The 24,982-nt window shown below is 47.6% G+C and carries 14 protein-coding genes, 9 tRNA genes, 5 rRNA genes and 1 other annotated feature; all 28 genes read right to left on the minus strand.

Annotation, left to right across the window (positions count from 1 at the left end; genetic code table 11):
- Positions 1-2: 2 nt before the first annotated feature.
- Positions 3-746, minus strand: coding sequence for a 23S rRNA (guanosine(2251)-2'-O)-methyltransferase RlmB (gene rlmB / locus NYE23_RS20570; protein ID WP_174751557.1), 744 nt, complete (start codon positions 744-746; stop codon positions 3-5).
- Positions 743-1,168 (minus strand): Mini-ribonuclease 3, encoded by a 426-nt coding sequence (locus tag NYE23_RS20575; protein WP_341080372.1) that lies wholly within the window; start codon positions 1,166-1,168, stop codon positions 743-745. The genes rlmB and NYE23_RS20575 overlap by 4 nt, the downstream gene beginning before the upstream one ends.
- 3 nt (positions 1,169-1,171) lie before the next feature.
- A complete protein-coding gene (gene cysS, locus NYE23_RS20580; protein WP_341080374.1) occupies positions 1,172-2,575 on the minus strand; it encodes a cysteine--tRNA ligase in 1,404 nt (467 codons plus the stop codon).
- Entirely contained in the window at positions 2,556-3,224 is a 669-nt protein-coding gene (gene cysE, locus NYE23_RS20585; protein ID WP_341080377.1) for a serine O-acetyltransferase, read from the minus strand. Before cysE ends, cysS begins: the two co-directional genes overlap by 20 nt.
- 106 nt (positions 3,225-3,330) lie before the next feature.
- Positions 3,331-3,558, minus strand: a binding site (T-box leader).
- A 46-nt stretch (positions 3,559-3,604) separates the two neighbouring features.
- The gene (gltX, locus tag NYE23_RS20590; RefSeq protein ID WP_341080379.1) at positions 3,605-5,062 is read right to left on the minus strand and encodes a glutamate--tRNA ligase; all 1,458 of its coding nucleotides are present in this window, start codon (positions 5,060-5,062) and stop codon (positions 3,605-3,607) included.
- 86 nt (positions 5,063-5,148) lie between these two features.
- On the minus strand, positions 5,149-5,634 hold the full coding sequence (ispF, locus tag NYE23_RS20595; RefSeq protein ID WP_341080381.1) for a 2-C-methyl-D-erythritol 2,4-cyclodiphosphate synthase: 486 nt from the start codon (positions 5,632-5,634) through the stop codon (positions 5,149-5,151).
- 14 nt (positions 5,635-5,648) lie between these two features.
- Positions 5,649-6,335, minus strand: coding sequence for a 2-C-methyl-D-erythritol 4-phosphate cytidylyltransferase (gene ispD, locus NYE23_RS20600; protein ID WP_341080383.1), 687 nt, complete (start codon positions 6,333-6,335; stop codon positions 5,649-5,651).
- A 247-nt stretch (positions 6,336-6,582) separates the two neighbouring features.
- Complete coding sequence (locus NYE23_RS20605) at positions 6,583-7,671, minus strand: PIN/TRAM domain-containing protein (protein ID WP_048011538.1); 1,089 nt, start codon at positions 7,669-7,671, stop codon at positions 6,583-6,585.
- Positions 7,672-7,888: 217 nt separating this feature from the next.
- Positions 7,889-8,962, minus strand: a complete 1,074-nt coding sequence (gene disA / locus NYE23_RS20610; protein ID WP_341080384.1) for a DNA integrity scanning diadenylate cyclase DisA — start codon at positions 8,960-8,962, stop codon at positions 7,889-7,891.
- Between the two features lie 2 nt (positions 8,963-8,964).
- A complete protein-coding gene (radA, locus tag NYE23_RS20615; protein WP_035332338.1) occupies positions 8,965-10,344 on the minus strand; it encodes a DNA repair protein RadA in 1,380 nt (459 codons plus the stop codon).
- 313 nt (positions 10,345-10,657) lie between these two features.
- Positions 10,658-13,108, minus strand: a complete 2,451-nt coding sequence (gene clpC / locus NYE23_RS20620; protein WP_048011540.1) for an ATP-dependent protease ATP-binding subunit ClpC — start codon at positions 13,106-13,108, stop codon at positions 10,658-10,660.
- Between the two features lie 4 nt (positions 13,109-13,112).
- Complete coding sequence (locus tag NYE23_RS20625; RefSeq protein ID WP_341080386.1) at positions 13,113-14,192, minus strand: protein arginine kinase; 1,080 nt, start codon at positions 14,190-14,192, stop codon at positions 13,113-13,115.
- 2 nt (positions 14,193-14,194) lie between these two features.
- Complete coding sequence (locus NYE23_RS20630; RefSeq protein ID WP_341080388.1) at positions 14,195-14,743, minus strand: UvrB/UvrC motif-containing protein; 549 nt, start codon at positions 14,741-14,743, stop codon at positions 14,195-14,197.
- A 23-nt stretch (positions 14,744-14,766) separates the two neighbouring features.
- Entirely contained in the window at positions 14,767-15,228 is a 462-nt protein-coding gene (locus tag NYE23_RS20635) for a CtsR family transcriptional regulator (RefSeq protein ID WP_341080389.1), read from the minus strand.
- Positions 15,229-15,706: 478 nt separating this feature from the next.
- Positions 15,707-15,823: ribosomal RNA gene (gene rrf / locus NYE23_RS20640) — 5S ribosomal RNA — on the minus strand.
- Between the two features lie 80 nt (positions 15,824-15,903).
- Positions 15,904-18,839: ribosomal RNA gene (locus NYE23_RS20645) — 23S ribosomal RNA — on the minus strand.
- A gap of 207 nt (positions 18,840-19,046) precedes the next feature.
- Positions 19,047-20,597 (minus strand): 16S ribosomal RNA (locus tag NYE23_RS20650).
- Between the two features lie 162 nt (positions 20,598-20,759).
- A tRNA-Ala gene (locus tag NYE23_RS20655) sits at positions 20,760-20,835 on the minus strand.
- Positions 20,836-20,843: 8 nt separating this feature from the next.
- A tRNA-Pro gene (locus tag NYE23_RS20660) sits at positions 20,844-20,920 on the minus strand.
- Between the two features lie 5 nt (positions 20,921-20,925).
- Positions 20,926-21,002, minus strand: a tRNA-Arg gene (locus tag NYE23_RS20665).
- Positions 21,003-21,016: 14 nt separating this feature from the next.
- Positions 21,017-21,105, minus strand: a tRNA-Leu gene (locus NYE23_RS20670).
- A 7-nt stretch (positions 21,106-21,112) separates the two neighbouring features.
- Positions 21,113-21,187 (minus strand) — tRNA-Gly (locus NYE23_RS20675).
- Between the two features lie 6 nt (positions 21,188-21,193).
- Positions 21,194-21,278: transfer RNA gene (locus NYE23_RS20680), tRNA-Leu, on the minus strand.
- 16 nt (positions 21,279-21,294) lie between these two features.
- Positions 21,295-21,370: transfer RNA gene (locus NYE23_RS20685), tRNA-Lys, on the minus strand.
- Between the two features lie 163 nt (positions 21,371-21,533).
- Positions 21,534-21,609 (minus strand) — tRNA-Thr (locus NYE23_RS20690).
- Between the two features lie 5 nt (positions 21,610-21,614).
- Positions 21,615-21,690 (minus strand) — tRNA-Val (locus NYE23_RS20695).
- Positions 21,691-21,699: 9 nt separating this feature from the next.
- Positions 21,700-21,816, minus strand: a 5S ribosomal RNA gene (gene rrf / locus NYE23_RS20700).
- Positions 21,817-21,896: 80 nt separating this feature from the next.
- A 23S ribosomal RNA gene (locus NYE23_RS20705) occupies positions 21,897-24,832 on the minus strand.
- Together the 16S, 23S and 5S rRNA genes with 9 tRNA genes alongside form the textbook arrangement of a ribosomal RNA operon.
- Between the last annotated feature and the right edge of the window lie 150 nt (positions 24,833-24,982).

Raw genomic sequence — 24,982 nt, forward strand, 5'->3', positions numbered from 1 at the left:
TTTTATCCCTCAAGCGGGTGCCGTTTCCGATAAACCTCATACATGAGCAGTGCAGCCGCAACTGATGCGTTAAGGGAAGTAACGTGTCCAGCCATCGGCAGGTTAATGAGGAAGTCGCATTTATCGCGAATCAGGCGGCCCATTCCTTTACCTTCGCTGCCAATCACAAGACCTAAAGGCATCGCTCCATCCATCTGGCGGTAGTCCTGTTTCCCTTTTGCATCCGTACCGGCGATCCAGACGCCTCTTTCTTTTAATTCATCAATCGTTCTGGCCATATTGGTGACACGGACAACGGGAATATACTCGATCGCACCTGTTGAAGCTTTAGCTACTGTTGCTGTCAGCCCGACCGCTCTCCTCTTCGGAATAATGATCCCATGGGCACCGACTGCATCAGCCGTTCTCATGATGGATCCCAGATTGTGCGGATCTTCAATTTCATCCAGCAGCAGGAAAAATGGTGCTTCATTTTTCTTTTCTGCAGCAGCAAACAGATCATCGATTTCTGCGTATTGATACGCAGCAACCTGTGCGATGACGCCTTGATGATTTCCCTCTGCCATCCCATCTATTTTTTTCTTTGGCACAAACTGGACCAGCACCCCGGCGGACTTCGCCAAACCGATTACCTGCTGCATCTGCCCGCTTTGCGATCCTTCTGCAATAAAAATCTTATTAATATCCCTCTCTGACTTCAATGCTTCAATGACGGGATTCTTCCCAATGATAAAATCCTGGCTCATTTTACCGCTCCTCCTTTCTTTTTCTCAACTAAATCTATGGATTCCAGAATCAGCTCTTCCATCCGCTCCTGTCTTTTCGCTAAAAACAGATAGCCGATCAGCGATTCAAAAGCTGTGCTGTATCTGTATGTTTGGACATCTGTATTCTTCGGCACCGAACCGGACTTGGCATTCCGCCCCCTGCGGACGACTGCCAGTTCTTCTTCTGTCAGCCGTTCAGCGTCTATTAATTCATGAATGATCAGAGACTGGGCTTTTGCAGAAACATACCGGGTCGCCTCCTTATGGAGAAAATGAGGCCGAACCCGTCCATTTTGCAGGAGATGGTGGCGTATATAGGTCTCAAATACCGCATCTCCCATATACGCCAGGGCAAGACTATTCAATTGTTTTTCATCTATTTTGTTATCATAGTGAAGCATTGCTTAGCCTCTTTTCCATCTGATTCCCTGCGGTGTATCTTCAAGAATAATATTCATTTCTTTCAGCTGATCGCGGATTTTATCTGCCAGTTCGAAGTTTCGCTCTTTTCTGGCCTGCTGCCTCTCTTCAATCAGCTGTTCGATTTCTTCATCCAGAAGGTCTGCATGTGCCTCGTCAAGTGAAAGCCCCAATACATCAAACAGCGTTTCAAATTCTTTCGTGAAAGCATCAATCACTTCCACAGCTGTGTTTTTCTCCATCAGATAATAATTTGCAAGCTTAGACAGTTCGAACAAAATGGACACGGCATTAGCTGTGTTAAAGTCATCATCCATATCTTGAATGAACTGCTCATGAAGAGCTGTAATTTTATCCAGCCATTCCTGATTATTATCGGTCAGATTGACACTTGCTTCTCTGCGGTGCAGCAAATTGTGATAAGACGTTTTAATGCGCTCAAGCCCTGTCCGGGTATTTTCCAGAAGCTCATCACTGTAGTTGATCGGATGCCTGTAATGAACCGACAGCATAAAAAATCTTAAAACCTGCGGATCATGCTTTTGGATAATGTCATGAACCAGGACGAAATTTCCCAGTGATTTGGACATTTTTTCATTGTCGATATTAATATAGCCGTTGTGCATCCAGTAGCGGGCGAAGGTTTTTCCTGTCAGTGCTTCCGACTGGGCAATCTCATTTTCATGATGCGGGAAGGCCAGATCCTGACCGCCTGCATGGATGTCAATCATGTCCCCAAGGTATTTCTTTGCCATCGCCGAGCATTCGATATGCCATCCGGGTCTTCCTTGCCCCCAAGGACTCTCCCACGCGATTTCCCCTTCCTTCGCTGCTTTCCAAAGAACAAAGTCGAGGGAGTCCTGTTTCTTCTCGCCGACAGCAATGCGGGCGCCGACACGCAATTCATCAATGGACTGATGGGAAAGCTTGCCGTACTCATCAAATTTCCGGGTATGGTAATAGACATCTCCCTCTGATTCATACGCAAAGCCTTTATCAATCAATGTCTGGATAAATTCAATAATGATATCGATGCTTTCTGTCACTCTCGGGTGGACATCAGCCCTTCTGCAGCCGAGCGCAGAAACGTCCTCGAAGTAGGCATTAATGAACCGTTCCGCAACAGCAGGAACATCCGTTCCCAGTTCGTTTGCCACGCGAATCAGCTTATCATCCACATCTGTAAAATTGGAGACATACTGCACATCGAAGCCGCGGAACTCAAGATATCTTCTCACGGTATCAAATACAATCGGCGGACGGGCATTCCCTATATGGATATAGTTATAAACGGTAGGACCGCACACATACATTTTCACTTTTCCCTCTTCTAAGGGAATAAAATCTTCTTTTTGACGAGTAAGTGTATTATAGATTTGAATGGCCATGAATCTGGCTCCTTTCTTTCCTCAATGTTTCCACTTCCGTTTTTAATTCCCGCAGCTCCTCCTCCAGTTCCTTAAACCGGTCTGCAATTGGATCGGGAAGATCACAATGATTTAAATCTTTGTTAATTTTCACTCCATCCCGGACTTTCACTCTTCCAGGTATCCCGACTACTGTTGAATTTGGCGGAACCTCATGAAGAACAACAGAGCCTGCACCGATCTTAGAATTCTCCCCAATCGTAATAGAGCCCAAAACCTTCGCGCCGGTTGCAATCAGCGCGTTGTCCTTAATGGTAGGATGGCGCTTGCCTTTTTCCTTCCCGGTTCCTCCCAGTGTCACACCCTGAAAAACCGTTACGTTATCACCGATTTCACATGTTTCCCCGATGACAACCCCCATGCCATGGTCGATAAAAAAGCGTCTGCCGATCTTTGCTCCCGGGTGAATTTCAATTCCTGTGAAAAAGCGGCTGATCTGGGAAACCACTCTTGCAAGAAAATAAAACTTCCGCTTAAAAAGAGCGTGGGCAATGCGGTGTGACCAGACAGCATGCAATCCTGAGTAGGTTAATATTACTTCCAAATAACTTCTTGCTGCCGGATCCTGTTCAAATACCACTTCGATATCTTCCTTCATTCTTGCAAACATGGTTCATTTCCCCTCCTGACGTAGATCTCCATTTTTATAAATGTTTTTTTCATATACTAATTTGTTGCGGATTTTGCATATAAAAAAAGCGCCTCTGCCACAATCGGACAGAGACGCTTTACGCGCGGTTCCACTCTGTTTAGGCTGAAACAGCCTCAACTTTAACTTGTTAACGGATAAGTTTCCGCTCAAATCTACTTGGAAAGATGGCGTCCGTTCGAATTGAGGCTCTGAGGCGCACTTCAGAATAAAGAGAGGCTTAAACCACTTTCAGCCGGTGATGGTTCTCTCTAAAAAGCATCTTTTTCTTACTTTTCCTCTTCAACACTTTTCAATATAGAATAATTTACTTAATACTATATTACATTTTCTCCAAGATGTTAACCAATAATGCTCATTAATCGAGTTTTTACTTTTTCTTTTCCTAAAAGCTCGATGGCCTGCGGCAGATCCGGTCCATGGGTTTGGCCAGTCGTTGCGGAACGGATAGGCATGAAGAGCTTCTTGCCCTTGTGGCCCGTTGATTTCTGCACTGCCTTCATAGCCGCTTTAATTTCATCTGCTTTGAATTCTGCAAGTGCATCAATTTCCTGCAGGAATGCAGATAGCACTTCAGGAACCTGCTCTTCAGCCAGAACTTCCTTCGCTTCTTCATCAACGGTCATTTCCTCTGTAAAGAACAGCTCTGAAAGCTCGACAATCTGAGCGCCAAAGCTCATTTTTTCCTGGTAAAGAGTGATCAGGCTTTTAACCCATTCTTCGTTTTCCTGCTGCCAGTTTTCACTGATCTTTCCTGCCTTCACCAGGTGTGGGGCTGAAATGGACACTAGACGTTCCTGATCAAGCTTTTTCATGTACTGATTATTCATCCACTCAAGCTTTTGCTTATCGAAAAGGGCCGGAGATTTTGATAGGCGGTTTTCATCAAAGATATCAATAAATTCTTCTTTGGAGAAGATTTCTTCCTCGCCTGCAGGAGACCAGCCAAGAAGAGCAATAAAGTTAAAGAGCGCTTCCGGCAAGTAGCCGAGCTCTTCGTATTGTTCAATGAACTGGATAATCGTCTCGTCGCGCTTGCTCAGTTTTTTGCGGCTTTCATTGACAATCAGGGTCATATGTCCGAACACCGGAAGGTCCCAGCCCAATGCTTCGTAAATCATCTGCTGCTTAGGCGTATTGGAAATATGGTCATCTCCGCGCAGAACATGGGAAATTTTCATTAGGTGGTCATCCACTGCTACCGCAAAATTGTAGGTAGGCGTGCCGTCTTTCTTAACGATGACATAATCGCCAAATCCATCAGACTCGAATGACACTTCCCCTTTTACCATGTCATTGAATGTCAGCATCTTGCCTTTTGGCACAAGGAAGCGGATACTAGGCTTTCTGCCTTCAGCTTCAAGTGCAGATCTTTCTTCCTCTGTCAGATGACGGCATTTCCCTGAGTAAGCAGGAGTATCGCCTTTTGCAGATTGAGCTTCACGCTCTGCTTCAAGCTCCTCTTCCGTACAATAGCATTTATAGGCATGCCCTTTTTCGAGCAATTCCTTATAGTAGGTTTCATAGATATGATTTCTTTCAGATTGGCGGTACGGGCCATATTCGCCTTCCCTGTCAATGCTTTCGTCCCAATCCATTCCAAGCCATTTTAAATAATGAAGCTGGCTTTCCTCGCCGCCTTCAATATTCCGTTTCTTATCTGTATCCTCAATGCGGATGATGAATTTCCCGCCTTTGCTTCTTGCAAACAAATAGTTAAAAAGCGCCGTTCTCGCATTTCCGATATGTAAATGCCCAGTCGGACTCGGAGCGTAGCGGACGCGGATTTCATTTGACATACTGACTGCCTCCTTAAAATCTTAAATCTGTTGAGTTTATCGTAAGCTATATTTTAACACTCAGGTTTTTCTTCTGAAAGGTAATTTTAACGGTTCTCTATCTTTTTCAGCAAAACAGCCGCCTGGGAGGCGATTCCCTCTCCCCGTCCTGTAAAGCCAAGCTTTTCTGTAGTTGTTGCTTTCACATTAATATTTTCTTTTTCGGTTTCCAGAAGCTCTGCAATCCGCTCCTGCATTTTACCGATATGAGGAGCCATCTTCGGCTTCTGGGCGATGATGGTGCAATCTGCATTAACCAGCTCATACCCTTTTTCTTTTACGATTCCCCATACATACTGCAGCAGCTTTGCCGAATCGGCATCCTTGAATTCAGGATCGGTATCAGGAAAATGCCGTCCAATGTCCCCTTCACCAATGGCCCCAAGGCAGGCATCTGCCACTGTATGCAGCAGGACATCTGCATCTGAATGCCCTAAAAGCCCTTTTTCATATGGTATTTCAATACCCCCGATAATCAGCGGGCGTCCTTCAGCAAACTGATGAACATCAAAACCTTGTCCAATCCGAAACATGATAACAATCCCCTTTACATATGACTTCTTTTCTTTATAATTGCTTCCGCAAAATAAATATCTTCCGGTGTAGTCAGCTTAATATTATCGTAACTTCCCTCAACAATCACCACTTCATTGCCCAACCGCTCCACGAGGCTCGCATCATCTGTTCCTAAAAAGCCGTCTTCCTCGGCCTTGCGGTGTGCCTCAAGCAGGGAACAAACGCGAAAGGCCTGTGGAGTTTGAACAGCCCACAGGCAGGAACGTTCAAGGGTTTCTGTAATTAAATGCCCATCAGCTTTTTTAACGGTATCCTTCAGCGGCACTGCCAGAACAGCAGCTCCTTTTTCCCAGGCTGCTTTCACCAGAGGCTGCAGTAAATCCCGGGTAATAAAAGGGCGGGCAGCGTCATGAACCAGCACTACTTCCTCACCCGAAGCCGCTTTGGCCGCATTATAGACACTATGCTGCCTTTCCTTACCGCCTTCAACCATAGCAGCCACTTTCGTAATCTGATGCTGTTTTAAGAGAGTGCGCATTTCTTCCTCATCCTGAGGATTAATAGCCAGAAAGATGCCTGTGCACTCCGGATCACTCTCAAAAACTCTTAACGTATGTATAAACACAGGGACATTCCCAATTTCCAGAAGAAGCTTATTCTTTCCGGCTCCCATTCGTTTCCCCTGCCCGGCTGCCGGGAGAATCGCTTGATAATTCATATTTTTTACTCCTCTTTTTAGAAAAGCGCAAGCGCCTTGGTCACCCCCGACAAGCACAAGACGAGCCTCCCGGAAAGGCGTTCTTTGCCTTTTTGGGAGGATTGGCTTGTGACCTCGAGGGGGTAGGCGCTGGAGCTAGACAGTTAACGACGTTTAAAATTTTATACTTTCTTATTTGTTAAAAAAGCAGGCAAAAAGGCAGGGAAATCAATCTCCCTGCACGTTCTGTCCTACTTTCCATCATACATTATAAAGCTTTTTCCAGAAGTTTGGGTTTTGCAAAGATCATTCTTCCGGCTGATGTCTGCAGAACACTTGTGACAAGTACATCAATATGTTTGCCAATGTAATTTCTGCCTTCTTCCACCACGATCATCGTGCCGTCGTCCAGATAGGCAATCCCCTGATTCTGTTCCTTGCCGTCTTTTATTACCTGTACTTTCATTTCTTCACCTGGAAGCACAACCGGTTTTACCGCATTAGCCAGGTCATTAATATTAAGGACTGCCACTTTTTGCAGTTCACAAACCTTGTTTAAGTTAAAGTCATTGGTCACAACGACGCCATTCGTTAACTTAGCCAGCTTCACGAGCTTGCTGTCCACCTCTTGGATTTCTTCAAAATCGCCTTCATAGATTTCCACATTAATCGAAAGCTCTTTTTGAATCCGGTTTAATATATCCAGACCCCGTCTGCCGCGGTTCCTCTTTAATACATCTGATGAATCAGCAATATGCTGAAGTTCTTCGAGCACAAACTGCGGAATGACAATCGTGCCTTCCAAAAAGCCAGTCTGGCAGATATCAGCAATGCGTCCATCGATAATAACGCTTGTATCAAGAATCTTGAGTGATTTTTTAGGTGCAGCTTCAGGCTCAAGTTCTTCTTCACTGCTCTTCTTTTTCTTGCTGGAAAATAAACTTAAAAGCTCATCCCGCTTTTTAAAACCAACCTGAAATCCCAGGTAGCCGAATATAAGCGTCAGCACAATGGGAGCAACGGTATTCAGTATCGGCACCTCAATTGCATTTAGGGCATATCCGATTAAAAAGGCAATGACTAATCCAAAAACCAGGCCGACACTTCCAAAAATAATATCTGTTATAGGTACTTTTACCAGTGATTCTTCTGCCCATCTCACGAAATTTACGACGTGATCAACCGCCCAAAAAGTTAAAAGATAAAAAATAATAGCACCTAAAATGGCGGACACATATGGATTGTTTAAAAGAGGAATGCCATCTAAACTGATTAATTTTAATAAGTCAGGAATTAAGAATATTCCAAGCGTTACCCCAATAATAAGGAAGCATGCCTGTACAATACGTTTTAACATTCCTTCACCTCCTTTTACTCATTATAAACAAATTCACAAAATTGAAACCCTGAATCCGGGGTATTTTCAATTTTGTTCCTTATAATTATTTCACGATAGTAAAAGATCTGTTTTATTAATACTTTCGTCCACTTTAAGGGTAGCACCATTGGCAATAAACTGTCAAATAATTAACCAACCATTTTAGCATAACCAATTACATAGTTCAATGGTCTCTTTATAGCTGGCGATCCGCAAAAACCTGCTCTTTTATGAGCTTAAGTCCCTCTTTAATTTTTCTTGCCCGAACTTCCCCGATTCCTTCCACCTCATCGAGCTCCTCTACAGTTGCCGTGATGATATTTGGGAATTCTTCAAACCGGTTAATCAGATTTTCAATAATAATTGGCGGCAGGCGCGGAACTTTATTCAGCATGCGAAAGCCGCGGGGGCATTTAAATTCTTCCGTGTGAATATAACCGTTGTACCCGAGAAGCTTTAGAATGACAGAGTCTTCGAGCATTTCCCCTTTTGAAAGGACCTGTAGTTTGACAAGCGCCTCCCTGGAGTCGATGTCTTTTGATTGAGCATAATCTCTAATAATCCATTCTGCTTCCCGTTCCAGCTCCACCAGCAGCTCATTCATCTGGAGCCGGATCAGCCTTCCTTCGGTGCCCAGTTCACTCAAATAGGTGAGCAGCTCATTTTTAATGCGCAGAACCATTTCGATATTATGAAAAACATGCAGGATGTCACTGTAGGTAACAAGCTCCTCAAATTCCAGGATGCTGAGATTGCCAATGCTCTGTTCAAGAACGACCTTATATTTTTCAAGCGTCTGGACAGCTACATTCGCCTTCGTTAAAATAACGCCAATATCCCTCAGCGCATAGCGGGAATGCCCTTTATAAAGGGTAATGACATTGCGTCTTTGGGAAATGGCAATCACTAATGCGCCTGTTTGCCGGGCAACCCGCTCAGCCGTCCGGTGCCGCATGCCCGTTTCCGTAGAGGGCACACCGGGATCAGGAGCCAGCTGGGCATTCGCAATCAGAATCATGTTCCCTTCTTCATTTAAAATAATAGCTCCATCCATCTTGGCCAGCTCATACAGATAACTTGGCGAAAATGGGCAATTAATCTGAAAACCCCCATCAACAAGGTTTCTCAGCTTTTCTTTTGAGCCCAGTACAATCAGCCCGCCTGTATTGGCGCGCAGAACATTATCAATCCCTTCCCTGATAGGCGTACCCGGAGCCATGAACCGAAGGATTTCACTCATTGTTTTTTCGCCCATTTTTTTAGTCTCCATGTTTATCCCCCTAACGCAGCCTTTAGCGCTTCACCTACAGAGCTTACTCCGATCAGTTCAATTCCTCCCGGTGCGCTCCATCCGCCAAGATTGTTCGCCGGCAGGATGACCCGTTCAAAGCCCAGCTTGGCCGCCTCCTGCACTCTTTGTTCGATTCTTGAAACTCTCCTGACCTCGCCGGTGAGTCCTACTTCTCCGATGATGCAGTCTGTTGCTTTTGTCGGCTTATCCCGAAAGCTCGACGCAATGCTGACAGCTATGGCCAAATCAATTGCCGGTTCATCAAGCTTTACTCCGCCAGCGACTTTTAGGTAGGCATCCTGATTTTGCAGGAGCATTCCGACCCGTTTTTCCAAAACGGCCATCAGGAGCGGAACCCGGTTATGATCGATTCCGGTTGCCATTCGTCTTGGATTTCCAAAGCTTGTCGGGGAAATAAGCGCCTGAATTTCAACCAGAACAGGCCTCGTCCCCTCCATGGAAGCAACGACTGTTGAACCGGCAGCTCCCTGTGACCGCTCTTCGAGGAAAATTTCCGATGGATTGGCTACTTCCTCAAGCCCAAGTTCCTTCATTTCAAAAATGCCCATCTCGTTTGTTGACCCGAATCTGTTTTTTACAGCACGTAAAATCCGGTATGTATGATGGCGTTCACCTTCAAAGTATAAAACCGTATCCACCATGTGTTCCAGAAGTCTTGGACCCGCAATGGATCCCTCCTTTGTAACATGCCCTACGATAAAAATGGCAATTCCCTTCGTTTTGCCAATGCGCATCAGTTCAGCGGTGCATTCCCGAACCTGGGAAACGCTCCCGGGCGCCGATGTCACTTCCGGATGGAAAATCGTCTGAATGGAGTCGATAATGACAAAGTCAGGGTTGACTGTTTCAATCGTTCTGCTTATTTCCTCAAGGCTGGTTTCCGAATAAACGAGCAGACTGTCTGAAGAAACACCTAGGCGGTCAGCCCGCAGCTTCGTCTGGCGCATGGATTCTTCCCCTGATATATAGAGAACCGAATGCTTTCTGTTCGCCAGCTGTGATGACACTTGAAGAAGAAGCGTTGATTTCCCGATGCCCGGATCTCCACCGATAAGAACAAGGGAACCTCTTACAATCCCGCCCCCGAGGACACGGTTTAATTCTTTTAAATCGGTATGTATGCGGGGTTCGCTGACTGTTTCAATGGATGTAATTGGCGTAGCTTTTGCCGCTATGGCCGTTCCCTGTGAATGTGCAAAAGCGCCTCTTCTCGTTGAAGCTGGCTTCTCTACCTCTTCCACCATCGTATTCCATTGTCCGCACCCCGGACATTTTCCCATCCATTTCGCTGATTCATAGCCGCATTCCTGGCACATGAATTTCGTTTTTCTTTTAGCCATACTTCTTCCCCTCTCTGTACATTCATACCAGCCGCGGTAAAGGAAAATCTTATTATTACCGGCCTTGCGTGGAAGAACCAGTGATGAAAGAAGTGCGTTTACTTCCTATTCCCTTTTCCAACGGGTTTTAAAATATTATTGTCCTGATATCTTTTTCTCTCTTAAAATTAACATAAAACGGCTGAATAAGCCTCTTTTAAGGCTGCATTTAAAAATGGCCTGAAATAGTACAAAAAGGTACACGTATAACAGGGACGTGTACCTTTTTGCTGTGTGTGATCATCTGATGCTTATATTATGTGGTCCGTTACACTTATTTTTGAAGGTTGGCTGTTCTGCTTGGTTCTGCGGTTCTCACAACAAATTCTCCATCCTTCACATCGATGACCACGCTTTGCCCGGTTAGGACTGTTCCTCTTAAAAGCTCTTCGGATAAGCGGTCTTCAATATGCTTTTGAATGGCCCGGCGGAGCGGACGTGCTCCGTACTCAGGATCATAGCCCTCAACTGAGATTTTTTCTTTGGCTGCATCTGTCAATTCCAATGTAATATCCTGTTCCTTCAAACGTTTCGTTAATGTATCAGACATAAGCGAAACGATTTCCTGAAGATGCTTTTTCTCCAATGCATGGAAAACGATAATTTCATCGATACGGTTCAGGAATTCAGGACGGAAGGACTTCTTCATCTCTTCCATTACCTTTCCTTTCATATCTTTGTAATCCTGTTCTCCATCCTGGATGTTAAAGCCAACGTATTTGTTCCGCTTAAGTGCTTCAGCACCTACATTAGATGTCATAATCAGAACAGTATTGCGGAAATCGACGGTTCTTCCCTTTGAGTCCGTTAATCTTCCGTCTTCCAATACCTGTAATAGGATATTGAATACATCAGGGTGAGCCTTTTCAATTTCATCAAGCAGTACAACAGAGTATGGCTTTCTGCGGACTTTTTCGGTTAACTGCCCGCCCTCTTCATATCCTACATAGCCTGGAGGCGAACCTACCAAACGGGATGTAGAGTGCTTCTCCATGTATTCTGACATATCGATGCGGATCATCGCATCCTCGTCACCGAACATAGCTTCTGCTAAGGCACGGGCCAGCTCAGTTTTACCAACACCAGTCGGGCCAAGGAATACAAATGAGCCAATCGGGCGCTTCGGATCTTTAAGGCCGGCACGGGCACGGCGGACAGCCTTCGAAATGGCCTTAACGGCTTCTTCCTGTCCGATTACACGGGAATGAAGGATTTCTTCCAGATTAAGAAGTTTTTCTGTTTCAGTTTGAGCAAGCTTCGAAACAGGGATTCCCGTCCAGCTGGCCACCACATTGGCAATATCCTCAACCGTCACTTCACTGTTTTCTTTGCCCTGCTTTTCTTTCCATGTTTTCTTCGTTTCTTCCAGCTGTTCACGCAGGCGCTGCTCCGTATCCCTTAAGGAAGCCGCTTTTTCAAATTCCTGGCTTTGTACGGCTGCATCCTTCTCTTTTCTTACGTCCTCAAGCTTAACCTCAAGCTCTTTCAGATTTGGAGGCGTAGTATAAGAGCGCAGTCTTACCTTTGAACCCGCTTCATCGATTAAGTCAATCGCTTTATCCGGAAGGAAGCGGTCTGAAATGTAGCGGTCTGACAGCTTTACGGCTGCTTCAATCGCTGCATCTGTAATGGTTACGCGGTGATGGGCTTCGTAACGGTCGCGCAGCCCCTCAAGGATTTGAACAGATTCTTCGGCAGTCGGCTCATCAACCGTAATAGGCTGGAACCTTCTTTCAAGTGCCGCATCTTTTTCAATGTATTTTCTATATTCATCAAGTGTAGTTGCACCAATACACTGGAGTTCACCGCGGGCAAGAGATGGCTTTAGAATATTGGAAGCATCAATCGCTCCTTCTGCTCCTCCTGCACCTATTAATGTATGAAGCTCGTCAATGAATAAGATGATGTTTCCTGCCTGCCTGATTTCATCCATTACCTTCTTCAGGCGGTCTTCAAATTCACCGCGATACTTCGTTCCGGCAACTACTGTACCCATATCAAGCGTCATAACCCTTTTATCGCGAAGAGTCTCTGGCACTTCATTGTTAATAATCTGCTGCGCAAGGCCCTCAGCAATGGCAGTTTTACCTACACCAGGCTCACCAATGAGAACCGGGTTATTTTTCGTTCTGCGGCTTAATACTTCGATTACACGCTGAATTTCTTTGCTTCGTCCTATAACAGGATCGAGGCTTCCTTCTCTGGCAATAGCAGTCAGGTCACGTGCTAATCCATCCAAGGTCGGTGTGTTCGCATTGGCTGCAGAGCCTCCCTGATGGCTGCCGGACTCATTGCTGCCTAACAGCTGAAGCACCTGCTGGCGCGCTTTATTGAGACTGACTCCAAGGTTATTCAATACCCTCGCAGCAACGCCTTCGCCTTCACGGATCAGGCCAAGCAGGATATGCTCTGTTCCTACATAGGAATGGCCAAGCTTTCTTGCTTCGTCCATGGAAAGTTCAATCACTTTCTTGGCACGCGGTGTATAGTGAATCGTCTGGGAAGCATCCTGCCCCCTGCCGATTAAATTCTCAACCTCTTTTTGGATCTTATCAGAGCCGAGGCCTAAAGCATACAGAGCTTTAGCTGCAATTCCTTCACCTTCGCGTACAAGCCCAAGCAGAATATGCTCTGTTCCGATGTTATTATGTCCTAAACGGATTGCTTCCTCCTGTGCTAAAGCCAATACCTTTTGAGCTCTTTCCGTAAATCGTCCGAACATCATATTTTCATCCTCCCAACTCTTGATCTTCCATTTTTAATCTTTCCCTAATTAGTGAAGCCCTGCGGATATCGCGTTCATGCGGTCTGAGCGGCCCGCCTGCATACTGCTGCAGGAAGCCGGGCTGTGTCAGGATCATCAGCTCATTCAATATATTCTTTGATATGTTTTTGATGTACTTCATATCAATCCCCAGGCGAACATCAGACAAGCATTGTGCTGCTTCCTTTGATTCAATGATCCGGCTGTTAGATAAAATGCCATAAGAGCGGAAGACTCTATCTTCTAATTGTATGTTAGAAGTCTTTGCTAATGCTTCCCTTGCCGATCTTTCCTGAGAAATCAGCTGACTGACAACGCTTTTCAGATCCTCGGCGATATCCTCTTCTGATTTTCCGAGAGTGATCTGATTTGAAACTTGAAAGATGTTACCTAAAGCTTCGCTGCCTTCCCCGTAAATTCCTCTAACAACTAAACCTAACTGGTTAATTGCCGGGATAATCCGGTTCATTTGATGTGTGAGAACGAGGCCCGGCAAATGCATCATAACCGATGCCCTAAGCCCTGTTCCTACATTTGTGGGGCAGCTTGTTAAAAAGCCAATATCTTCATCAAATGCATAATCGGCTTCTTCCTCCAGCCAATCATCAATTTCATTCGCCATATTTAAGGCTTCAGAAAGCTGAAACCCCGGAAACAGGCATTGAATCCTTATATGGTCTTCTTCATTAATCATGATGCTGACTTCTTCATTTTCAGAAAGAAGGCAGGCACCATGAGTTGAATTCTCAGCAAGATGGGGACTGATCAAATGCTTTTCCATCAGCACTCTTTTTTGAAGAGGCTGAAGGTTATCCATTAATAAAAGCTCCATTTCCCCAAGTTTTGAAAAAGAAGAATGCTCCACCCTTGCCTTTATTTTTTCAATGATTGCTTCTGCTTCTTCATTTGAAAATAAAGTAGGGAATTTATATTGCTTTATATTGCGGGCGAGCCTGATTCGTGAACTTAATACAATATCGGAATCAGGTCCTTCCGCACTCATCCAGGAGCTGATAGCTTGATTTATGAAACGTTCCAGCGACAAGCTTACTCCCCTCCCTTTTGACCAGCATTGAGCTGCTTTTCCATATTCCTTATTTCGTCTCTCAATTCTGCAGCTCTCTCAAACTCTTCTTTGGCAATCATTTCTTTTAAATGATTTTTTAAATCATCAATATTCCTGCGTAAGTGAATGGTTCCCCCAATTCTGGCAGGGATTTTTCCGCTGTGTGAGGAATTCCCGCTGTGCAGCCTTCTAAGAATCGGGTTTAATTGGTCTTTAAAAGTCTCATAGCAGCTGGCGCATCCAAAACGGCCAACTTTAATAAACTGCTGAAAGGTCAGGGAGCATTGCTCACACTGCAGAACCTTCTCCTGCTGAAAAGGATCCTGGCCCGACCCCTGAAAGGCAGGCTGAATATTCAAAAGGCCAGCAAGCAAGTTATTTATTGAAAAACCGGACCCGCTGCCCAGCATAAACATTTCACCTTTTTCCTGTGCGCATTTCTCGCAAAGATGAAACTCTGCTTTCTCGCCATTTACAACCTTTGTAAAGTGCAGCGTGGCCGGCCTTTGATTACATTCCTGACAAATCATGACTTCACCTCTCCAGCTCACTACTATTTATATTTCAAAGTGGTCAACATTGCCTTAAGCATTCTTGCTCTCAGCTCATCCCTGAATGGAAGATCAATATACAGGACAGAACGGTCTATAACACTAAGCATTATTTTAGCTTCCCTGTGTGTTATAATCTCTTCTTCTACCAGACGGTAGATGAGATTCTCCGCACTGCTCTGGGCAATCCTGCTCTGCACCAAAGATATTAACTGGTCAATTAAATCAGCATGGTCATAGGACTGGACTTTCATAATCCTGATGAAGCCCCCGCCGCCCCGCTTACTTTCTACTGCATAACCTTTTTCAATCGTGAAACGGGTGTTGATCACATAATTGATCTGGGAAGGAACACATTGGAATTTGTCAGCAATTTCGCTTCTCTTAATTTCCACGATTTCCCTTTCGCTCTTCTCTAAAACCTGTTTGAGATAATTTTCAATTATGTCGGATATATTTCTCACCAGGCCTCCCCCTATCTGACTTTGACTATATTTGACATTAATTATACATGATTTATGTAATTTCTTGCAATTGGCGGGTATTAATAATTTTCCCCCATTTTTTGACTTCCCAAACCTGATAATGGAAGTTAATGTCGATAACAATATATTTTTGGATGGGCGGGTTTGTGCTTGGTTGGGGGAAGTTTTTTTGGATGATAGTTGATGTGTATGGATTGATTGTTCTTTGGATCGAGGATGTCAAAGCTGGATGGAGCTGCTGGGATGTATGCTGTTCTTAGATTCTTTGAAGATGGGGTGGTGCGACTTATCTCGCATGTTTGGAGATTTATTTCGCATGATTGAAGATTTATCTAGCATGTTTTGGAGTTTATCTCACATGGCACATTTTTTCTTTGCAATTAAAAGAAGAGTCCAATTGATTCAGATACCTATCATTCCACACAAAAAAGAGCACCCATCAGGTGCTCTTTCATTTGCCCGGCAGCGTCCTACTCTCACAGGGGGACAGCCCCCAACTACCATCGGCGCTGAGAAGCTTAACTTCCGTGTTCGGTATGGGAACGGGTGTGACCTTCTCGCTATCGCCACCGGACTATTTGGTTGAAGAAACTTCGTTCCCTCAAAACTAGATAATGTATGAAGAAGCATTTGCCGAGTAATTACCAATATGACTTGGTTAAGTCCTCGATCGATTAGTATCAGTCAGCTCCACATGTCGCCACGCTTCCACCTCTGACCTATCAACCTGATCATCTTTCAGGGATCTTACTAGCTTGACGCTATGGGAAATCTCATCTCGAGGGGGGCTTCATGCTTAGATGCTTTCAGCACTTATCCCTTCCGCACATAGCTACCCAGCGATGCCTTTGGCAAGACAACTGGTACACCAGCGGTGCGTCCATCCCGGTCCTCTCGTACTAAGGACAGCTCCTCTCAAATTTCCTGCGCCCACGACGGATAGGGACCGAACTGTCTCACGACGTTCTGAACCCAGCTCGCGTACCGCTTTAATGGGCGAACAGCCCAACCCTTGGGACCGACTACAGCCCCAGGATGCGATGAGCCGACATCGAGGTGCCAAACCTCCCCGTCGATGTGGACTCTTGGGGGAGATAAGCCTGTTATCCCCGGGGTAGCTTTTATCCGTTGAGCGATGGCCCTTCCATGCGGAACCACCGGATCACTAAGCCCGACTTTCGTCCCTGCTCGACTTGTAGGTCTCGCAGTCAAGCTCCCTTGTGCCTTTACACTCTGCGAATGATTTCCAACCATTCTGAGGGAACCTTTGGGCGCCTCCGTTACTTTTTAGGAGGCGACCGCCCCAGTCAAACTGCCCACCTGACACTGTCTCCCGCCCCGATCAGGGGCGCGGGTTAGAATTTCAATACAGCCAGGGTAGTATCCCACCGACGCCTCCACCGAAGCTGGCGCTCCGGCTTCTCAGGCTCCTACCTATCCTGTACAAGCTGTACCAAAATTCAATATCAGGCTACAGTAAAGCTCCACGGGGTCTTTCCGTCCTGTCGCGGGTAACCTGCATCTTCACAGGTACTATAATTTCACCGAGTCTCTCGTTGAGACAGTGCCCAGATCGTTACGCCTTTCGTGCGGGTCGGAACTTACCCGACAAGGAATTTCGCTACCTTAGGACCGTTATAGTTACGGCCGCCGTTTACTGGGGCTTCGATTCAAAGCTTCGCTTGCGCTAACCTCTCCTCTTAACCTTCCAGCACCGGGCAGGCGTCAGCCCCTATACTTCGCCTTGCGGCTTCGCAGAGACCTGTGTTTTTGCTAAACAGTCGCCTGGGCCTATTCACTGCGGCTCATCAGGGCTATTCACCCTAATGAGCACCCCTTCTCCCGAAGTTACGGGGTCATTTTGCCGAGTTCCTTAACGAGAGTTCTCTCGCTCACCTTAGGATTCTCTCCTCGCCTACCTGTGTCGGTTTGCGGTACGGGCACCTTTTCCCTCGCTAGAGGCTTTTCTTGGCAGTGTGGAATCAGGAACTTCGGTACTAAATTTCCCTCGCCGTCACAGCTCAGCCTGTGTGGTAACGGGATTTGCCTCGTTACCGGCCTAACTGCTTGGACGCGCTAATCCAGCAGCGCGCTTACCCTATCCTCCTGCGTCCCCCCATTGCTCAAACGGTAAAGAGGTGGTACAGGAATATCAACCTGTTGTCCATCGCCTACGCTTTTCAGCCTCGGCTTAGGTCCCGACTAACCCTGAGCGGACGAGCCTTCCTCAGGAAACCTTAGGCATTCGGTGGATGGGATTCTCACCCATCTTTCGCTACTCATACCGGCATTCTCACTTCTAAGCGCTCCACCAGTCCTTGCGGTCTGGCTTCAACGCCCTTAGAACGCTCTCCTACCACTGACATCGAAAGATGTCAATCCACAGCTTCGGTGATACGTTTAGCCCCGGTACATTTTCGGCGCGGAGTCACTCGACCAGTGAGCTATTACGCACTCTTTAAATGGTGGCTGCTTCTAAGCCAACATCCTGGTTGTCTAAGCAACTCCACATCCTTTTCCACTTAACGTATACTTTGGGACCTTAGCTGGTGGTCTGGGCTGTTTCCCTCTTGACTACGGATCTTATCACTCGCAGTCTGACTCCCATGGATAAGTCTTTGGCATTCGGAGTTTGTCTGAATTCGGTAACCCGATGGGGGCCCCTAGTCCAAACAGTGCTCTACCTCCAAGACTCTTACTACATGAGGCTAGCCCTAAAGCTATTTCGGAGAGAACCAGCTATCTCCAGGTTCGATTGGAATTTCTCCGCTACCCACACCTCATCCCCGCACTTTTCAACGTGCGTGGGTTCGGGCCTCCATCCAGTGTTACCTGGACTTCACCCTGGACATGGGTAGATCACCTGGTTTCGGGTCTACGACCACATACTCATTCGCCCTATTCAGACTCGCTTTCGCTGCGGCTCCGTCTTATCAACTTAACCTCGCATGTAATCGTAACTCGCCGGTTCATTCTACAAAAGGCACGCTATCACCCATTAACGGGCTCTAACTACTTGTAGGCACACGGTTTCAGGATCTCTTTCACTCCCCTTCCGGGGTGCTTTTCACCTTTCCCTCACGGTACTGGTTCACTATCGGTCACTAGGGAGTATTTAGCCTTGGGAGATGGTCCTCCCTGCTTCCGACGGGATTTCTCGTGTCCCGCCGTACTCAGGATCCACTCTGGAGGGAACGAAGTTTCAACTACAGGGCTTTTACCTTCTCTGGCCGGCCTTTCCAGACCTGTTCATTTACCTCGTTCCTTTGTAACTCCGTGTAGAGTGTCCTACAACCCCAGGAGGCAAGCCTCCTGGTTTGGGCTAATCCCGTTTCGCTCGCCGCTACTCAGGGAATCGCGTTTGCTTTCTCTTCCTCCGGGTACTTAGATGTTTCAGTTCCCCGGGTCTGCCTTCCATATCCTATGTATTCAGATAAGGATCCCATCCCATTACGGATAGGGGGTTTCCCCATTCGGAAATCTCCGGATCAAAGCTTACTTACAGCTCCCCGAAGCATATCGGTGTTAGTACCGTCCTTCATCGGCTCCTAGTGCCAAGGCATTCACCGTGCGCCCTTTCTAACTTAACCGTATTTGACAGGTTCATCGAAGATGAACAAGATCAAAGGTTTTTAACTCTATTTAACATAGAGAGAATTCACTAAAATGGCGATTACTCGGTTATTGCTTCTTCATAATCATTATCTAGTTTTCAAAGAACGAATCTTTCATTGAGAGATTGAACTCTCAAAACTGAACGAACAAAGAACGTCACGTTTCTTGTAAATATTCCTTAGAAAGGAGGTGATCCAGCCGCACCTTCCGATACGGCTACCTTGTTACGACTTCACCCCAATCATCTGTCCCACCTTAGGCGGCTGGCTCCAAAAGGTTACCCCACCGACTTCGGGTGTTACAAACTCTCGTGGTGTGACGGGCGGTGTGTACAAGGCCCGGGAACGTATTCACCGCGGCATGCTGATCCGCGATTACTAGCGATTCCGGCTTCATGCAGGCGAGTTGCAGCCTGCAATCCGAACTGAGAATGGTTTTATGGGATTCGCTTAACCTCGCGGTTTCGCAGCCCTTTGTACCATCCATTGTAGCACGTGTGTAGCCCAGGTCATAAGGGGCATGATGATTTGACGTCATCCCCACCTTCCTCCGGTTTGTCACCGGCAGTCACCTTAGAGTGCCCAACTGAATGCTGGCAACTAAGATCAAGGGTTGCGCTCGTTGCGGGACTTAACCCAACATCTCACGACACGAGCTGACGACAACCATGCACCACCTGTCATCCTGTCCCCCGAAGGGGAACGCCCTATCTCTAGGGTTGTCAGGAGATGTCAAGACCTGGTAAGGTTCTTCGCGTTGCTTCGAATTAAACCACATGCTCCACCGCTTGTGCGGGCCCCCGTCAATTCCTTTGAGTTTCAGCCTTGCGGCCGTACTCCCCAGGCGGAGTGCTTAATGCGTTTGCTGCAGCACTAAAGGGCGGAAACCCTCTAACACTTAGCACTCATCGTTTACGGCGTGGACTACCAGGGTATCTAATCCTGTTTGCTCCCCACGCTTTCGCGCCTCAGCGTCAGTTACAGACCAAAGAGTCGCCTTCGCCACTGGTGTTCCTCCACATCTCTACGCATTTCACCGCTACACGTGGAATTCCACTCTTCTCTTCTGCACTCAAGTTCCCCAGTTTCCAATGACCCTCCCCGGTTGAGCCGGGGGCTTTCACATCAGACTTAAGGAACCGCCTGCGCGCGCTTTACGCCCAATAATTCCGGACAACGCTTGCCACCTACGTATTACCGCGGCTGCTGGCACGTAGTTAGCCGTGGCTTTCTGGTCAGGTACCGTCAAGGTACCGGCAGTTACTCCGGTACTTGTTCTTCCCTGACAACAGAGTTTTACGATCCGAAAACCTTCATCACTCACGCGGCGTTGCTCCGTCAGACTTTCGTCCATTGCGGAAGATTCCCTACTGCTGCCTCCCGTAGGAGTCTGGGCCGTGTCTCAGTCCCAGTGTGGCCGATCACCCTCTCAGGTCGGCTACGCATCGTGGCCTTGGTGAGCCGTTACCTCACCAACTAGCTAATGCGCCGCGGGCCCATCTGTAAGTGATAGCGAGATGCCATCTTTCAGCTTTTCCTCATGTGAGGAAAAGAGTTATCCGGTATTAGCCCCGGTTTCCCGGAGTTATCCCAGTCTTACAGGCAGGTTGCCCACGTGTTACTCACCCGTCCGCCGCTGACTTCAGGGAGCAAGCTCCCATCTGTCCGCTCGACTTGCATGTATTAGGCACGCCGCCAGCGTTCGTCCTGAGCCAGGATCAAACTCTCCATATAAGAGTTGATTAAGCTCGTTTTGTCTTTTCATAAAAGACTAATGATTTAAACGTTGACGTTTTTGTTCGTTCAGTTTTCAAAGATCAATCCGCCGCTTCAGAAGCGACTTTATTATCTTATCAGGTTTAAATACCTGAGTCAATAACTTTTTTAAAGTTTTTTTGGTGGAGCCTAGCGGGATCGAACCGCTGACCTCCTGCGTGCAAAGCAGGCGCTCTCCCAGCTGAGCTAAGGCCCCAATATAAATGGTCGGGAAGACAGGATTCGAACCTGCGACCCCTTGGTCCCAAACCAAGTGCTCTACCAAGCTGAGCTACTCCCCGTATAATGGCGCGCCCGAGAGGAGTCGAACCCCTAACCTTTTGATCCGTAGTCAAACGCTCTATCCAATTGAGCTACGGGCGCAATATGAAATTAAATGGTGCCGAGGACCGGAATCGAACCGGTACGGTAGTCACCTACCGCAGGATTTTAAGTCCTGTGCGTCTGCCAGTTCCGCCACCCCGGCATAAAAATGGAGCGGAAGACGGGATTCGAACCCGCGACCCCCACCTTGGCAAGGTGATGTTCTACCACTGAACTACTTCCGCTTAAAATGGTGCGGGTGAAGGGAGTCGAACCCCCACGCCTTGCGGCGCCAGATCCTAAGTCTGGTGCGTCTGCCAATTCCGCCACACCCGCAATATGAAATTAAAAATGGTGAGCCATGAAGGACTCGAACCTTCGACCCTCTGATTAAAAGTCAGATGCTCTACCGACTGAGCTAATGGCTCGTATTAATATTCTGCTGCCTAAAGCCTGAAAGTGCTAGGTCAGATGTTCCAAAGCCCTGCGTGCTTTTGTCACAGATTGCTATTCGGGTGAAGAATCTCACTGTTGCTGCAATCTGCTCTACCGACTGAGCTAATGGCTCATATTCCATTAAAGGAACTGAAGTGGTGCCGGTGAGAGGACTTGAACCCCCAACCTACTGATTACAAGTCAGTTGCTCTACCAATTGAGCTACGCCGGCAAATATGGTGGAGGATGACGGGATCGAACCGCCGACCCTCTGCTTGTAAGGCAGATGCTCTCCCAGCTGAGCTAATCCTCCATAATATACGCCCGGCAGCGTCCTACTCTCACAGGGGGACAGCCCCCAACTACCATCGGCGCTGAGAAGCTTAACTTCCGTGTTCGGTATGGGAACGGGTGTGACCTTCTCGCTATCGCCACCGGACTATTTGGTTGAAGAAACTTCGTTCCCTCAAAACTAGATAAAGCATGAAGAAGCAGTTGCCGAGTAATTACCAATATGACTTGGTTAAGTCCTCGATCGATTAGTATCAGTCAGCTCCACATGTCGCCACGCTTCCACCTCTGACCTATCAACCTGATCATCTTTCAGGGATCTTACTAGCTTGACGCTATGGGAAATCTCATCTCGAGGGGGGCTTCATGCTTAGATGCTTTCAGCACTTATCCCTTCCGCACATAGCTACCCAGCGATGCCTTTGGCAAGACAACTGGTACACCAGCGGTGCGTCCATCCCGGTCCTCTCGTACTAAGGACAGCTCCTCTCAAATTTCCTGCGCCCACGACGGATAGGGACCGAACTGTCTCACGACGTTCTGAACCCAGCTCGCGTACCGCTTTAATGGGCGAACAGCCCAACCCTTGGGACCGACTACAGCCCCAGGATGCGATGAGCCGACATCGAGGTGCCAAACCTCCCCGTCGATGTGGACTCTTGGGGGAGATAAGCCTGTTATCCCCGGGGTAGCTTTTATCCGTTGAGCGATGGCCCTTCCATGCGGAACCACCGGATCACTAAGCCCGACTTTCGTCCCTGCTCGACTTGTAGGTCTCGCAGTCAAGCTCCCTTGTGCCTTTACACTCTGCGAATGATTTCCAACCATTCTGAGGGAACCTTTGGGCGCCTCCGTTACTTTTTAGGAGGCGACCGCCCCAGTCAAACTGCCCACCTGACACTGTCTCCCGCCCCGATCAGGGGCGCGGGTTAGAATTTCAATACAGCCAGGGTAGTATCCCACCGACGCCTCCACCGAAGCTGGCGCTCCGGCTTCTCAGGCTCCTACCTATCCTGTACAAGCTGTACCAAAATTCAATATCAGGCTACAGTAAAGCTCCACGGGGTCTTTCCGTCCTGTCGCGGGTAACCTGCATCTTCACAGGTACTATAATTTCACCGAGTCTCTCGTTGAGACAGTGCCCAGATCGTTACGCCTTTCGTGCGGGTCGGAACTTACCCGACAAGGAATTTCGCTACCTTAGGACCGTTATAGTTACGGCCGCCGTTTACTGGGGCTTCGATTCAAAGCTTCGCTTGCGCTAACCTCTCCTCTTAACCTTCCAGCACCGGGCAGGCGTCAGCCCCTATACTTCGCCTTGCGGCTTCGCAGAGACCTGTGTTTTTGCTAAACAGTCGCCTGGGCCTATTCACTGCGGCTCATCAGGGCTATTCACCCTAATGAGCACCCCTTCTCCCGAAGTTACGGGGTCATTTTGCCGAGTTCCTTAACGAGAGTTCTCTCGCTCACCTTAGGATTCTCTCCTCGCCTACCTGTGTCGGTTTGCGGTACGGGCACCTTTTCCCTCGCTAGAGGCTTTTCTTGGCAGTGTGGAATCAGGAACTTCGGTACTAAATTTCCCTCGCCGTCACAGCTCAGCCTGTGTGGTAACGGGATTTGCCTCGTTACCGGCCTAACTGCTTGGACGCGCTAATCCAGCAGCGCGCTTACCCTATCCTCCTGCGTCCCCCCATTGCTCAAACGGTAAAGAGGTGGTACAGGAATATCAACCTGTTGTCCATCGCCTACGCTTTTCAGCCTCGGCTTAGGTCCCGACTAACCCTGAGCGGACGAGCCTTCCTCAGGAAACCTTAGGCATTCGGTGGATGGGATTCTCACCCATCTTTCGCTACTCATACCGGCATTCTCACTTCTAAGCGCTCCACCAGTCCTTGCGGTCTGGCTTCAACGCCCTTAGAACGCTCTCCTACCACTGACATCGAAAGATGTCAATCCACAGCTTCGGTGATACGTTTAGCCCCGGTACATTTTCGGCGCGGAGTCACTCGACCAGTGAGCTATTACGCACTCTTTAAATGGTGGCTGCTTCTAAGCCAACATCCTGGTTGTCTAAGCAACTCCACATCCTTTTCCACTTAACGTATACTTTGGGACCTTAGCTGGTGGTCTGGGCTGTTTCCCTCTTGACTACGGATCTTATCACTCGCAGTCTGACTCCCATGGATAAGTCTTTGGCATTCGGAGTTTGTCTGAATTCGGTAACCCGATGGGGGCCCCTAGTCCAAACAGTGCTCTACCTCCAAGACTCTTACTACATGAGGCTAGCCCTAAAGCTATTTCGGAGAGAACCAGCTATCTCCAGGTTCGATTGGAATTTCTCCGCTACCCACACCTCATCCCCGCACTTTTCAACGTGCGTGGGTTCGGGCCTCCATCCAGTGTTACCTGGACTTCACCCTGGACATGGGTAGATCACCTGGTTTCGGGTCTACGACCACATACTCATTCGCCCTATTCAGACTCGCTTTCGCTGCGGCTCCGTCTTATCAACTTAACCTCGCATGTAATCGTAACTCGCCGGTTCATTCTACAAAAGGCACGCTATCACCCATTAACGGGCTCTAACTACTTGTAGGCACACGGTTTCAGGATCTCTTTCACTCCCCTTCCGGGGTGCTTTTCACCTTTCCCTCACGGTACTGGTTCACTATCGGTCACTAGGGAGTATTTAGCCTTGGGAGATGGTCCTCCCTGCTTCCGACGGGATTTCTCGTGTCCCGCCGTACTCAGGATCCACTCTGGAGGGAACGAAGTTTCAACTACAGGGCTTTTACCTTCTCTGGCCGGCCTTTCCAGACCTGTTCATTTACCTCGTTCCTTTGTAACTCCGTGTAGAGTGTCCTACAACCCCAGGAGGCAAGCCTCCTGGTTTGGGCTAATCCCGTTTCGCTCGCCGCTACTCAGGGAATCGCGTTTGCTTTCTCTTCCTCCGGGTACTTAGATGTTTCAGTTCCCCGGGTCTGCCTTCCATATCCTATGTATTCAGATAAGGATCCCATCCCATTACGGATAGGGGGTTTCCCCATTCGGAAATCTCCGGATCAAAGCTTACTTACAGCTCCCCGAAGCATATCGGTGTTAGTACCGTCCTTCATCGGCTCCTAGTGCCAAGGCATTCACCGTGCGCCCTTTCTAACTTAACCGTATTTGACAGGTTCATCGAAGATGAACAAGATCAAAGGTTTTTAACTCTATTTAACATAGAGAGAATTCACTAAAATGGCGATTACTCGGTTATTGCTTCTTCATAATCATTATCTAGTTTTCAAAGAACGAATCTTTCATTGAGAGAT

This window comes from Cytobacillus sp. FSL H8-0458, from assembly GCF_038002165.1.
Classification (GTDB): domain Bacteria; phylum Bacillota; class Bacilli; order Bacillales; family Cytobacillaceae; genus Cytobacillus.